The organism is Pectobacterium actinidiae (genome assembly GCF_000803315.1).
Lineage (GTDB): Bacteria > Pseudomonadota > Gammaproteobacteria > Enterobacterales > Enterobacteriaceae > Pectobacterium > Pectobacterium actinidiae.
In genome coordinates, this window is sequence record NZ_JRMH01000001.1 from 1,539,786 (window position 1) to 1,553,486 (window position 13,701).

11 protein-coding genes and 1 pseudogene are annotated in these 13,701 nt (G+C 52.5%); 3 read left to right on the forward strand and 9 right to left on the reverse strand.

Annotated elements, in window-relative coordinates; all coding sequences use genetic code 11:
* Positions 1 to 17: 17 nt before the first annotated feature.
* Complete coding sequence (locus KKH3_RS06500; RefSeq protein ID WP_039357171.1) at positions 18 to 755, reverse strand: LuxR family transcriptional regulator; 738 nt, start codon at positions 753 to 755, stop codon at positions 18 to 20.
* 484 nt (positions 756 to 1,239) lie between these two features.
* Here KKH3_RS06500 and KKH3_RS06505 point away from each other — a divergent pair, with 484 nt between their 5' ends.
* Positions 1,240 to 1,854 carry a TetR/AcrR family transcriptional regulator gene (locus KKH3_RS06505; protein ID WP_039357174.1) on the forward strand — a complete coding sequence of 205 codons (615 nt, stop codon included), beginning with the start codon at positions 1,240 to 1,242 and terminating at the stop codon, positions 1,852 to 1,854.
* Here KKH3_RS06505 and KKH3_RS06510 read toward each other — a convergent pair.
* Genes KKH3_RS06510 through KKH3_RS06530 form a run of 5 tightly spaced genes read right to left on the reverse strand, consistent with a single transcriptional unit; the run spans position 1,832 to position 6,060 of the window.
* On the reverse strand, positions 1,832 to 2,476 hold the full coding sequence (locus KKH3_RS06510; protein ID WP_039357177.1) for a PqiC family protein: 645 nt from the start codon (positions 2,474 to 2,476) through the stop codon (positions 1,832 to 1,834). The two genes, KKH3_RS06505 and KKH3_RS06510, sit on opposite strands and share 23 nt — an antisense overlap.
* Positions 2,473 to 4,116, reverse strand: coding sequence for a PqiB family protein (locus KKH3_RS06515; protein WP_039357180.1), 1,644 nt, complete (start codon positions 4,114 to 4,116; stop codon positions 2,473 to 2,475). Before KKH3_RS06515 ends, KKH3_RS06510 begins: the two co-directional genes overlap by 4 nt.
* Entirely contained in the window at positions 4,113 to 4,736 is a 624-nt protein-coding gene (locus tag KKH3_RS06520; RefSeq protein WP_039357182.1) for a paraquat-inducible protein A, read from the reverse strand. Before KKH3_RS06520 ends, KKH3_RS06515 begins: the two co-directional genes overlap by 4 nt.
* Positions 4,726 to 5,361, reverse strand: a complete 636-nt coding sequence (locus KKH3_RS06525) for a paraquat-inducible protein A (RefSeq protein ID WP_181939667.1) — start codon at positions 5,359 to 5,361, stop codon at positions 4,726 to 4,728. The genes KKH3_RS06520 and KKH3_RS06525 overlap by 11 nt, the downstream gene beginning before the upstream one ends.
* Before the next feature lie 36 nt (positions 5,362 to 5,397).
* On the reverse strand, positions 5,398 to 6,060 hold the full coding sequence (locus tag KKH3_RS06530; RefSeq protein ID WP_039357187.1) for a DUF3313 domain-containing protein: 663 nt from the start codon (positions 6,058 to 6,060) through the stop codon (positions 5,398 to 5,400).
* A gap of 539 nt (positions 6,061 to 6,599) precedes the next feature.
* Between KKH3_RS06530 and KKH3_RS06535 the strand changes: the two genes are divergently transcribed.
* Entirely contained in the window at positions 6,600 to 7,571 is a 972-nt protein-coding gene (locus KKH3_RS06535; protein ID WP_039357190.1) for a chemotaxis protein, read from the forward strand.
* Positions 7,572 to 7,735: 164 nt separating this feature from the next.
* Here KKH3_RS06535 and KKH3_RS06540 read toward each other — a convergent pair.
* Positions 7,736 to 9,922, reverse strand: a pseudogene (locus tag KKH3_RS06540) (TonB-dependent siderophore receptor).
* A gap of 177 nt (positions 9,923 to 10,099) precedes the next feature.
* Positions 10,100 to 11,386: a TetR/AcrR family transcriptional regulator gene (locus KKH3_RS06550; RefSeq protein WP_039357196.1), complete on the reverse strand. Its 1,287-nt coding sequence runs from the start codon at positions 11,384 to 11,386 to the stop codon at positions 10,100 to 10,102.
* A 92-nt stretch (positions 11,387 to 11,478) separates the two neighbouring features.
* Here KKH3_RS06550 and KKH3_RS06555 point away from each other — a divergent pair, with 92 nt between their 5' ends.
* Entirely contained in the window at positions 11,479 to 12,735 is a 1,257-nt protein-coding gene (locus KKH3_RS06555; protein ID WP_039357199.1) for a multidrug effflux MFS transporter, read from the forward strand.
* A gap of 45 nt (positions 12,736 to 12,780) precedes the next feature.
* Here KKH3_RS06555 and yghU read toward each other — a convergent pair whose 3' ends face one another.
* On the reverse strand, positions 12,781 to 13,620 hold the full coding sequence (yghU, locus tag KKH3_RS06560) for a glutathione-dependent disulfide-bond oxidoreductase (protein WP_039357202.1): 840 nt from the start codon (positions 13,618 to 13,620) through the stop codon (positions 12,781 to 12,783).
* Between the last annotated feature and the right edge of the window lie 81 nt (positions 13,621 to 13,701).

Below are 13,701 nucleotides of genomic sequence, written 5' to 3' on the forward strand. Positions count from 1 at the left end.
AATAGACGTGATTAGGATTATAAAGGCTCAGGCTTGATGAGCTGTAATTCTACGCCCAGTCTGATGGCATGTTTGGCATTCAGCACGCCGAGTTTTTTTACCACATTACCAATATGGAATTTCACGGTGCTGATTTTGATATCCAGAATCAACGCAATTTCCGGGTAGGTTTTTCCCATGCTTGCCCAGTAAAGAATTTCGTTTTCGCGCTGGGAGAAAATCTCTTTGTCACTCTGTTTTTTGCTCTGAGGGCTTTGCGTCATCTCTTTGTAAAGCGTGGTGATTTTCTCATGAACCGCAATGAGCAACATTTGCAGTTTGTCTTTATTTTCCTCAACAATATTTTCCATATCCGTTGGCGCGTGTTCTTCAAACATAATCGATAACGCCGCCAGATTATTATTATTGTCATGCAAGACAAAGGTGCAGCCATTAACAATATCGTACTCTTTTGAAAGATTAAAAATCTTGGAGAACTTCAGCTTAGAGTTAATAACGATGTTGTCTTCCCAGGAGAACGGCGAGACTTTATTTATCGCTGTCAAAATAACCGGATCGATATGCTGATAGTTATTTTCTTTATAGGTATTAACCCATTCCTGCGGGTAATTTGAGATGATCACAACCTGAGACGGGTTCTTCTTGTTCATGATCATGTAGGCGTATTTCAGGTCGCCATATTGTTTTAATTTTCGGCCGAGATAGCTTTTTATCGTGTTATTGATAATTTCATTGTCAGAGCAAAATACAGACATGTAACGGCCTCAATAAAAAGCGAGAAAGTACCCATGATATAGATGACGTCATAAAAGTATAGTGCTTACCTATACCTAAGTCTAACTACTGTTACTCCATGATATCACTTATAATTTTTTCATGAACAGGACAATTTATAAAAAAATTTAAGAAAGTAAATTTTAAAAAAATTGTTACAAATTGATTTGCCAACCCAGGGAACTACCCATAATTTTGTTCCTGTTCTGTCTACTGAATTTAGGGTGTGTGGTACCAAACCACACGCCCTAAAAGCAGTTCTCCCGTCATTCGGAGCTGGATAGTAGATAATCCGTTTTCACTTATCAACTCCCGCCGTCCTTTGCCGTTCATCGTCATGCTTTTCTCGTCCTTCTCCCGTGCAATGTTGCTTTGTGTAAAGAGGCGGCAGCGAGGCTAATGTTTTGATAATATTGCTATATCGAATCCTATTTTGCTCGTCAGCATCGGCTGGCAGGAGTGGTGATGAAAGTCCGAACTAAGGCGCGTCGTGAGGCCATCGTTAAAACGGCGGCGCAGCTTTTTCAGGAAATGGGTTATGAACGTGCCACCATGAATGAGCTGGCGAAGCGGGTCGGCGGTTCCAAGGCGACGCTGTATGGCTATTTTTCAACCAAAGATGAACTGTTTACGGCGGTCGTTCGTGAACATGCGACGATGCATCTGTCCGAAGCAACGGCGGGGCTGATGACGAACACGCTGGCCGCCGAAACGCTGGATGTGCAGTTGACGCGCTTCGGCGAACGCATTCTGTTCGTGTTGACCAACGATAGCAGCGCGATGGCGATTTATCGGATGGTGGTAGCAGAGGCCGGACATTCCGATATTGGCTCGCTGTTTTATGAATCAGGCCCGAAAGATAACGTCGATAAGCTTTCTGAACTGATGGCAGCGGCGATGGCACGACAGGAACTAAAACCGGGGAATCCGCGTTTGAGAGCCGTTCAATTTTTATCACTGCTGACGGCAGAAATCGACGATCGCATATTCCACCGCCATTTGCAGCCGATAAGCCTCGAACGTATTCGTGAGATGGTCGATAATGCTGTCAGTATGTTTATGGCCGGAGCGGGGGCGTAAGGCAGGTGCCTTGGCGATCCGGCATCCAGCGGGTCGCCGTTGTGGCGATCTGCTCAGCCAACCGCGTGATGATCTGCTGCTGAGCGTGCAGCATAGCGGTATCACCGCCCGCTGCCTGTTCGGCAAGCTGGCTGCGGCAAAGTAATCGTGCGCGATCATTTTCTTCCCCGATGGCGCTTAGGCTCCAGTCGGCGTCAAACGTCACCGATTGTCCGGGCCAGCTATCAAATCGCCGAACCTGAAGGTGAATTCTGACCACCGGCGTTTTTGCCGAACGCACCAAGCCTGAAACATCCTGCGTATTGAGACGCTGCGTCAGATCGGCGGAAAGCGCGGTGCGGATTTCTTCGCTCAGAGGGCTGAGCCAACGGTCGTTCTCGAGCACGACGGCACCGCTATCACCCTGTCGAATAACACGCTGCGACGTATCGATTTGTGCCGGTACACCAACGGGCAGCACATCAATGAAAAAAGGTGCTGCGTGCGTCGTGTTTGCCATTGGTGATAGGGTCGCAACGGGTGAGGCGGGCGTCAGCAGCGTGTGGTAACGCACCGAAGGTGACGAGCAGGCGTTCAACAACGTAATGGCAACAAGCTGACAGAAGAGTACGACTGGCTTCATCTTGAAGATCCTTTTTGGGAAAGGGGATCGTGGTTAACTGCCGACGACGAGTCGCTTGGCCGTCCTTGCAGCAGCGATTCCGGGTGACGGTCAATCTGCTCGACCAGGCTGCGCAGGGCGCGTAGCGTGCGCTGCATTTCCTGTAGTGACTGCGTGATACCCAGTTGCAGCGGCGAATCCTCTTCCAGAACATCCTGTGCGCGGCGTGTGGCCTGCTGCATGTGTTTCATCAATCGATTGGCCTCCGGCAATGTCTGTCCGTTGACCTGTCGCAGCGCTTTATTGGCTTCTATCAGCGTGGTGTTCACGTTGCGACCGATAGCGTCCAGCGGCAGGTTATCGATCTTGCCGATGATGCTCGCCATCTGCGTTTGTAATCGGTCAAATCCCCCGTCGACGGTGGGCAGCACTAACGGGCGGGCGTTGAGATCAAACGCTGCCTTCGCCGCCTCGGGCACAAAATCGAGTGAGATATAGAGCTGTCCGGTCAGCAAATTGCTTGGCGCAACCTGGGCTCGCAGACCGTGTTCAACCAGATCGCGTGTAAACTCGGCCGTTTGCTGTTCGAGCGACGTCGCCTGCTTAGGCAGCTTATCCAGCACGTTGCCGAGCCGGTTAGGAAACACGTCAATGCTGACGACCGTCGGAAAGCGGTAGCCCGTTTTACTGTAGTCCAGCTCAATAGCAGTGACATGGCCGATTTTGACGCTGGAGAATTCCACGGGCGCACCGATCTCCAGGCTATGCAACGAACGGTCAAAGCGGAGCTTGAAGGTGATGGGCGGACCATCTGGCGGTGATAGGGCTGATTCCCGATCGCTCGCCAGTTTGTAGGTGGTCAGCGGTTCCGGTCGGGCAATCGTGTTGTCCAGATCGGGCGTGGAAAACGCGATGCCGCCAGTCATGACGGCAGCGAGGGTTTGTGTTTTGAGGCGAAAACCGTTGGCGTCCACCGAGAGATCCACCCCGCTGGCATTCCAGAAGCGGGTATTTGGCGTCACAAAGCGGTCATAGGGTGCATCGATAAAAACCTGAAGCTGAACGCTGTGACCATCGCGATTCAACTGGTAAGACGCGACGCGCCCGACGGGGATGCGACGGTAGTAAACCGGCGACCCGCTATCCAGCGACCCGAGATCGTCTGCCTGGATAACAAAACGGCTGCCCGGCATACCGTTAATTACGGCGGGCGGCGACTCTAAACCGATAAAGTGAGTTTCTTCCTGCGTCGATTCGCCTTTATCGGCGCCGATGTAAGCGCCGGAAAGCAGGGTATCGATGCCCGTCACGCCATTGATGGCGACGCGTGGGCGAACGACCCAAAAACGGCTATCGGTATGTGCCAGATTTTCCGCATTTTTATTGAGCTGTACCGTGACGAGAACCTGCTGACTGTCCTGACTCAGCGAGATGTCTTTTACGCTGCCTACCGCGACGTCTTTATATTTGACGACGGTGCGCCCCGCCTCAATACCGCTTGCGCTCTGAAAGGAAATCACGATTTCCGGCCCGGTATCCGACCAGGTGTGAATCAGCATGGCGAGCCCCGTTAGCATGGCGAGCGCCGGTACCAGCCAAATTAATGAGATTCGCCAGCGTTGGCGGATAATCACCGGATCGCCGGGTTGTTCGTGGATCATTTTTTGCCACCTTTCCAAATAAGACGCGGGTCATAACTCATGGCAGATAGCATGGTCAGTATCACCACCAGCCCAAAAAAAAGGATGCCGCTGCGGGGTTCCGCTTCACTCAGCGGCGGAAATCTGACGAGTGCAGAGACGGCGGCAATGACGACGACATCCAGCATGGACCAGTAACCCACCCATTCCGTTAGCCGATACAGTGCCGCGCGCTCGGCCATTGCCTTACGGCTTTTTTGCCGTGACAGGAATAGCAGCAGGCCAAGAATCAAAAACTTCATACAGGGGATGACGATGCTGGCAATAAAGATCAGCAGGGCGATGCCGTAATCGCCGCTGTGCCAGAAATCCATCACACCGCTTAGGATGGTGCTTTCGTTTCCCAACCCAAACAGACGGGTGTACATCACGGGTAACACGTTGGCGGGAATATAGAGAATTAGGGCGGCAACCAGCAGCGCAGAAGAGTACGCGGTGCTGTTCTTATGGGAAGACGTCAGCCGCGACTGGCAGCGTGGGCAGCGTGCCGCACCGTGCGTGTCGGCATCATGCTGGCAGACGAGGTCGCATACCGGACAGGCAACCAACGGCAAGGGCTGGACGGACGGATTACTTTTCATGACTGACCACGCTGCGGTGGCTGTCTGTGGGCACCAGCGACCACAGACAGCGAAGATCCAGACTATTGACGACGACGAGCAGCAACATCAGCGCCGCTAACGCCCAGCAGCCGGCTCCCGGCATTACCTGCATAAAACCAGATAGCTTGATGGCGGCGATCAGAAAGCCCAGCACCGCAATCTCCAACATGCTCCAGGGACGAAGCCACAGCAGTATCTTCATCACCGGAATAAAACCAGGAGCACAGCGGCTTTGGTTGGCGAATATCAGTACCCAACCGGTCAGCATGATTTGCATAAAAGGGGCAATAATCAGGAGAAAAAAACAGCCTATCGCCAGCGGCAAGGTAGCACCGTTAGCTAGCACGAGCGCCGCTTGCCACAGCGTTGCCGTATTCTGTAACGCATGGAAACTGACGCTGAGCACCGGATAGACATTCGCAATAAAAAACAGGATGGCCGCCGTCTGTATCAGCGCCAGTCGATGCCCAATATTCATCCAGCCTGAACGATAAAGTGTGGCCTGACAGCGTGTGCAGCGTGCTGCTTCACCGGGGTTTAACACCCGGTAATGATGCACGCTGTCGCAGTGCGGACAGATAATTAAGTGGGGATAGATTGTCATCATGCTGTTCCGCACCGTCGTATATTCGTTTTTGGCTTACTTCAGCATGTCAGCCAGTTCTTCAGCGGCTTTATCGATACCTACCTCCGCAGCGCTCAGTGCACCCACGCTGGCGCTGACGTTCATGGCGTTCGGGTACTGCTTCGCAACATAGGCATTGAGCAGCTTGTTGGTCGTCGCATCATAAATTTCAACGGCATAGTTCACCGAACCGTTGAGCAGACCTTCTTTGCCACGGATGGACTGCACGATGTTGTATGGCCCGCCAGCCAGGTCAAATTTGGTAAACGTACCGGCGACCGGCGTCGTGGTATCGGCACCCGTCAGCGTCAGTTTCAGCCGCAATGTGCCGGGCGCAGGCGAGGTCACCTCGTTGAAACGGGAACGCAGGGTTTTACTGAATGTATCCTGCATGTAGGTGGCCAGCGACTGCTTATCTTGCTGTGACATGTCGTTAAATTGGTTGTCACTTCCCTGATAAATACTGACCGGATCGATGATGATGTGGGTGTACTGCTTCCAGTCGACAGGCGTGGTGTAACGGTAAGGAATGCGATCCGCGTGTTCACCTGAGTTTTGCGCCAATTGCGAAGACGATGCGATGCCGCTGTAGCGCACGGGAGGATTGCTTGCGCAACCTGCGAGTACGATAGCCAGAGCCAATACGGTAGGATGTGCAACCCGGGATAATGTGAGCATATAAGAATCCTGTAAAGAGAACCGCAACATAGCGTGATAACACGCAGCCTTAGCCACACGACGTCTAATCACGCCAGCCGTTTAGGTGCCAGAGCACCGTCACTGTCGTTATGCGTTAATGTCGCCATGTGTATTCTTAAAACTAAACTGTACGGTATGTTTTTAGTTTTTTCTGGTTGCTGTGTCAAGAGATGTGTGAGGTTTTCTTCTCAGGCAATATTTCTGTCACGATTTGGGATAAGGTGTTGGCAAATTCTGCCGATATTAATGATTCAGGGAATGTTATTTGCACCTTAAGGATGCTAGCCGACAGTTATACTGAAGAGGGCTGATATCCGTCTACTGGTCCGATGATTGCCATCGTTGGATGATGAGGTTGACACACTTAAAAATATTTTACGTTTTACGCTGGATAAGATTGAAGAACACGACTATCACGTACAGTGGAGCGGTCGGATGTTGGTTCCTGTTTGCTCACATCTCGAATGTTGCCTTGTTACGGTATACCTATAATGACAATGACTCGCACTGAGGAAAGCATGGATAATTTTCAAAAAGAAATCGATGAGAGAACAAACCTCACCTCTGCTAATAAATTTGAACTCTTATTATTCCAGCTGGGCAAATCACCTGAAGGTGGCAAATCGGAGCTGTTTGGCATCAACGTGTTTAAACTGCGTGAAATTGTGCCGATGCCTACGCTGACCAAAGCGGCTGGTATGAAATCGCCGATGCTGGGTATGGTCAACATTCGTGGACAAATCATTCCGGTTATCGATCTTCCTGCCGTGGTCGGCAGTTCATCGGAAACTGGCCTGAACATTCTCCTTATCACGGAATATGCACGTAGTACGCAGGCATTCGCCGTGGAATCAGTAGACGATATCGTTCGTCTGGAATGGAGTCAGGTTCTGACTGCGGAAGCGGGCGTGAGTAGCTCCTATATCACCAGTATTGCGCGCCTGGATACCGACAAAGACAGCAATCGTCTGGCGCTGGTGCTGGATGTTGAACAGATTCTGTTTGATATTATTCCTGGCGATCGCGAAACCAAGCTCAAGAACGCAGAAGATAAGACCTATCCCTATACGTCTGGCGCGATTGCGATTGTGGCAGAAGATTCCAAAGTCGCGCGTTCGCTGCTTGAGCAGGGGCTAACCCAGATGGGCATTCCGTTTAGCATGCACATCACCGGACAAGATGCCTGGAACAAGATTCGACAAATTGCGCAAGAAGCCCAGTCAGAAGGTCGACCTATCTCGGATAAGATCTCGCTTGTTCTGACCGATTTGGAAATGCCGGAAATGGACGGCTTTACGCTAACAAGAAACATCAAACGTGAAGAATTCCTGAAGAATATCCCAGTGGTGATCCACTCTTCACTGTCGGGTAGCGCGAACGAAGATCACGTACGCAATGTGGGTGCCGATGCTTACGTCGCGAAATTCGAGATTAATGAGCTGTCAACGGCGATTCAGACGGTGCTGAATAAAGCGAAAGAACGCCGCTAATTAGTATCGCGCACGTATCACCACATTCGGCCTTTGCTTACTTCTTGACGGGAGAGGGCAGAGGCCGATTTTTTGAGTCGTTGAACGTTGCCAGCCGCCGACGCTTATCCTGATGAATTCGCTTTCTGGCCCCTGAATAAGCCGAGCCAGATAAGCGGTAATGATCAGAATGAGGTCGTTACCCCTGCATAGTAGGCACGTCCCGGTTCGTTATAGGTGGACGCGCCTTTTGCCTCGCGATAAATCTGCTTATCAAACAGGTTACTGATACCGGCATTGACGCGCAGGTTCTTGTTAAACTGATAGTTCACTCCCACGCCCGCAACGGAATAGCTGCCGATTTCGCGCGAAGAAAGCCCACTTCGGCTCTCTGTCCAGTTTGTCGCGTACTGACGGGGTTTTTGCTTGCCATACATTGTCCAACTAACATTGGCGGACAGCTTATCCGTCGCCTGCCAGTCCAGTAGGGTATTGACGGTGTATTTCGGGATAATCGACAGCGGGTTACCGGTGTCTTTGTTTTTCGATTCAATCATATAGGTGGCGTTGGTGCTCCAATCCAGCGTGTCTTCCATCACCGGCACCAGCAGGTTGGCTTCCAGCCCTTCCACCAGCGCTTTTCCGCCATTTTCCCAACGTAAAATCGCTGCATTTGACTGCGTCAGCCCGAGAATATCGGTGCCGGAAACAATCTTGTTTTTATAATCATTACGAAAATAGGTCACACCCGCCTGCCAGCCGGCATGTTTGAACTCCAGACCGATTTCTTTGTTGACGCTGATTTCGGGCTCCAGATTGTCATTTCCCGCCAGATAGCAGCCACCGCCGTTATTATAATCAACGCCGAATGGGCAACCGTTACCGCGCGAATAAAGCAAATAGCCGGTAGAGGATTGATAAAGATTTGGGGCTTTAAAGGCGCGCGCAATACCGGCTTTCACGCTGAACATCTCACCCAACTCCTGCTGGATATTCAGGCTGGGGCTGTAGTTGCCGCCAAATTTGTCGTGATAATCGAAGCGCAGGCCGGGAATCACTTTGGTACCGGGTACCACTTCGATATTGTCTTCAAAATAGAGTGCGCTGAGTTCGGCGCTGTTTTTGCTGCTGCGTTGTGAAGGATTGACGGACGTACCGGGGAGAGTATCGCCGCTGTTTCCTGTATAACTGCTTGCGGCAGGATCGTTTAACTGTTCTCGATTCCACTCCGCACCCAGCGTGAGCGTTTGTTCCATCCAAAGCTCAAGCGGGATATTTAACTCGCTGTTAATGCGTAAATTTTTTAAACGACTGGTACTGTAGCGATCGCTGTTGATTGATCCTTCAAAGCGGCCATACAATCCTTCATCAAGCCGGGTGTTATTCGTTTGGTCATAAGCGATGCCCAGCTTGGATTATCCCCAATCCCAGATGCCGTTATGCGTAATGGCATAATTCTGGCGGTACAGTCTGTTGGTTTCTGCGCCGCTCTTTGCCAGACTTTCGGGGATTACCCCTCCGCCGCTGAACTGCGTGTCGCCAGTATAGATATTACCCTGACGGCTATAGCCCGCTTCAATATCAACAATCTGCTGTGGGGAAAGTTTCCATGACAGCAGCGTATTGAGATCCTTATTGCGCACGCCTTCACGCCCGGCAGCAGAAGAACCGTTCTGGTTCCGGTTGATATCCCAACTGTCGGAATCGGTTTTATTGATATTACCGTATAGGCGCATGGTCAACGCATCACCGGCTAGCGGGCCGCTCAGGTTGATATTGGCACGGCGTGTGGCACCTTCTTTGCTATTTTCCGGCTGATTGCCATACAGCGAGAGTGAGCCAGTCCAGATGTTGGACGGACGTTTGGTGATGATATTCACTACGCCGCCAGCCGCACCGGAACCGTAGCGTGCCGCAGCAGGACCACGGATGACCTCGATACGTTCTACCTCTTCCACTGGCACCCAGTTGGTGTCGCCTCGGGTATCGCGTTCTCCGTCCCAGGCGTAGCGAACCGCGTTACGCGAGGTAACCGGACGACCATCAATCAGAATCAGCGTATTTTCCGGCCCCATTCCGCGCAGATCGATCTGGCGGTTGTTGCCTCTTGCCCCGGTGGCGCTGTTGCCTGTGAGGTTTACCCCCGGCATTTTGCGGATAATGTCTGACAGATCGTTAACGGGCGGCGCTTTTTTAATGTCTTCCGCTGTGATGATGGAAACGCCGGGCTGCTGTTTTAATTCCTGCTCAGCGGTGGCTTTTACCGTCATCACATCGTCATCGGCTGCCTGTGCCGTACCCAGATGGGCGCCGAGTAATCCGGCAACGATCAACGCTAATGGTTTTATGGTATGGAACTGCTGTTTGTGCATTTTTATTTTCATCCCTAACGACGCGCATATGTACGAATGCAAACGAGAGTTATTTGCGTTTGGTAATTTGGCAAAAAATAGTACATATGTACAGTTTTTATTGTGGCGATATACGGGAGAGAGAGAAAACGAGCAACAGCAGATGGGAAATGGCTTCCCACCAGAAAATCGTATTACTTAGTGGAAAGCGTTATACAAGGCTGACACCGCCTGATGGACCAATTCGCGTGGCAGTGTGCGTTCATGCTTTTCCAACAGTGCACGGATGAAAAAACCGTTCAACAGCGTCCCCAGCGGGAGCGCGGCGCTATCGGGCGCGACCACTTTAATGATGGCGACCACGGTGTTAGACCATTCAAGCGCGATAGGGCGGAGGGAAGGGCGAGAAATTGCGGCGGTAAATAACTCGTACTCACGTGCCAGATCGTCAATATCTTCGATGCCACGCATGACAAAATCGGTCAGGACATCACGCGGGTCGTCGTGGCGGCGTTCAAGAAACCAGCTAAACATGTCATCGCGAAACAGCGCAATAGCGCTACTCATGACGGCATTCAACATGTCGTCCAGACTCTTAAAATGGTAGGTGGTGGACCCCAGCGGCACGTGCGCCTCATTCGCGACAGCGCGGTGTGTCAGAGCACCAATGCCGTCACGTTTGATGATGTTCATCGCAGTTTCAACAATATGTGCCGCACGCGAATGCGTGGCTTCCAAACCTGTACCACTTGGCGTAACGCCTTTTTCCGCCAGCCAGGCGTTCGCCCATTCTGACGTCGTTTCGCCAGCGGAAATGACGGACGTGTCTTGCTGCAAAACGGTGGCAGACGCTAGCGGCGCGGCGTGAGTTGTTGCACCGGTGTGTGCCGTCATCGTGTGTGCGGTGTCGTCCGGCGAGAATAAGGATTTGGCATCATTAAGCATCGATTGCCGTTCCTCGCGATCGAGCGTCACGAAGCCTAACCCTTGTAGCAAAAAAACGCCTTCTGTGGCGAGGAACGCCAGACGGATACGGCGCATTGTTGGCGTGGCATCGCGTAGCTGGTCCAGTCTGGTGCGATAGAATGCCCGCACCGGTTCCAGCATGGCAGGGGAATGAACCAGTGCGGTAAGCAGGCCAACGGCACGGGAGGTGGTTTCGTCTTCTTCCTGAGCAATAGCCGTAATGTGGCCTAGCACATCGGCATGAGGCTGAGCGTTATAGCGTGCGGTTTGCAGCAGTGCTTCCTGCTCAAAACGGCTGAGTTCGCGCGACAGCATGGTCATGATCAACAGGTCTTTGCTGGGAAAGCTGTAAACCAACCCGCCTTTGCTAATACCGGCTTCGGCGGCGACAGCATCTAGCGTGAAGCGATGCACGCCATCGCGCAGCAGCACCTTTTCTGCGGCATCCAGAATCAGATCGTTTTCAATGGTTTTTTTGCGCGCCATCACATTGCCTTGTATTTTCGACTGGTCAGTCATATATTGCGCTCAGCAACACGCATCTTATCCGATTCGCAGTCCCTTTGCTGTCGGTTCTTCATGATTAAGTCGTCTATTTTGAGGTGTTATCGATGTCTGATTCGTCTTTACTGGCGTCGCGCAGTTTTGTTCTCATCGGCATTTTAGGCATTCTGTGTGCCTTTGATGCCATGTCGATTGATATGTATCTCCCTGCTTTTCCTGCGATCCAGCAGGATATTGGGGCCGATGCGGCAGGAATGCAGACCTCGCTGTCTGTCTTTCTGATTGGGCTGGCGCTTGGGCAACTGGTTTATGGGCCGCTGACCGATCGCTATGGCCGCAAAGGTCCGCTGTTGCTCGGTATCGTGCTGTTTGCCGTGTCTTCTTTGCTTATCGCCCATGCCTCCACGCTATCGTGGTTTGTCTTCTTCCGCCTGATGCAAGGCCTCGGCGGTGCAGCGGGATTGGTGATCCCGCGAGCCATCGTGGCGGATTTGTACTCGGAACGTGATGCGGCAAAGGTATTTTCTCTGCTCATGCAGGTGATGGCGATAGCGCCGATTATCGCGCCGCCGCTGGGCGGTGTTCTGCTCGGTTCGCTGGGGTGGTCGGCTATTTTCTGGGTGCTGACCGTCGTGGGTATGCTGATGCTGTTTGCCACCTGGCGCTGGGTGCCGGAAAGCCTGCCACGGCGTGAGCGCGTCGGTGGCGGTATGTTGTCGGCCTTAACGGGCTATGCGGCGTTACTGCGACAGAAAAAATTCATGGGCTATACGCTTTCAGGCTCTTTTGTCATGGGCGGTCTGTTTACCTACATTGGTGCGTCTGCCTTTATTTTTATTGAATATTTCCACCTGTCGCCCACCACCTACAGCTATATTTTTGCATCGAATGCGCTTGGCATGGTGGCGCTGGGGCAAATTAATATCTTTCTGCTGAATCGCTGGCGCGAATACCAAATCTTGCCCATCGGGATTGCTCTGCATGTTGTGGGCGGGCTGGTATTATCCGGTGTTCTGCTGGCTGGCATGACGTCGCTGTGGGTTGTGACGGCATTGCTGTTCCTGACCATGAGCTTCCTGAGTCTGGTGTTCGGCAATGTGGTGGCGGTGGCGATGAATGCGGCACCGGGACAGACCGGTTCGGCGTCTTCGCTGCTCGGCGTATTGCAGTATGTTTTCGGCGGGGTTGCGGGTGTCATCATGGGGATGGTGCATGACGGCACGCTGCTTCCGCCAGTGATGTTATTGACGGCCTGTGCGATAGGGGCACTGCTGAGTTGGTGGTATGCCTCGCGGCAAGTGGATATCGATACGGCGAAAGCGGCGTTGGCAGATAACGGTACGCCGCAAAGGGAAGGGAACTAAGGCGAATCGGGATGCCGCCTGCGGTGATTAGCAGGCGGCAGAAAATTAATCCAGATCGGATGCCTGATGGCGCTCGGCGACCTGCTCAGATTCTTCGCCCCAGGTCCGGTTGACCTTGCGACCACGAATGACTGCCGGACGGGCGGCAATCTCGTCAGCCCAACGAATCACATGCGTATATTCGTGCACGGACAGGAACTCTCCGGCGGAGTAAAGCGCGTTTTGTACCAGCCCGCCGTACCACGGCCAGACGGCGATATCGGCAATCGTGTAGCTGTCACCCGCCAGATAACGACTCTCTGCCAGTCGACGGTTGAGCACATCCAACTGGCGCTTGGTTTCCATCGTGAAGCGGTTGATAGGATATTCAAATTTTTCCGGCGCGTAGGCGTAGAAGTGCCCGAATCCACCACCAACGTAAGGGGCGGAACCCATCTGCCAGAAGAGCCAGTTCAGGGTTTCGGTGCGCGTGGCCAGATCGTTCGGCAGCAGCGCGCCAAATTTCTCGGCCAGATACACCAGAATGGAGCCGGATTCAAACACGCGAACCGGTTTTTCGCCGCTTTGGTCAAGCAAGGCGGGGATCTTGGAGTTCGGGTTGACGTCGACAAATCCGCTGGAGAACTGATCTCCATCACCTATCTTAATCAGCCAGGCATCGTACTCTGCACCCGAATGGCCCAGCGCCAGTAGCTCTTCCAGCATGATTGTCACTTTCACGCCATTTGGCGTTGCCAGCGAGTAAAGCTGAAGCGGATGCTTGCCGACGGGCAGCGCTTTTTCGTGCGTCGGGCCAGCGATTGGGCGGTTAATATTGGCGAAGGCACCGCCGGAAGAGGCGGGCTGCCAGACCTTTGGCGGCACATAAGTTGGGGACGTAGCCATTCAAAATCTCCTTATGCATGAAAAGAGAGCGAGTTAAGTCAACACCATAACAAACTCACGCGGCTCGCTGATACCGTTCTG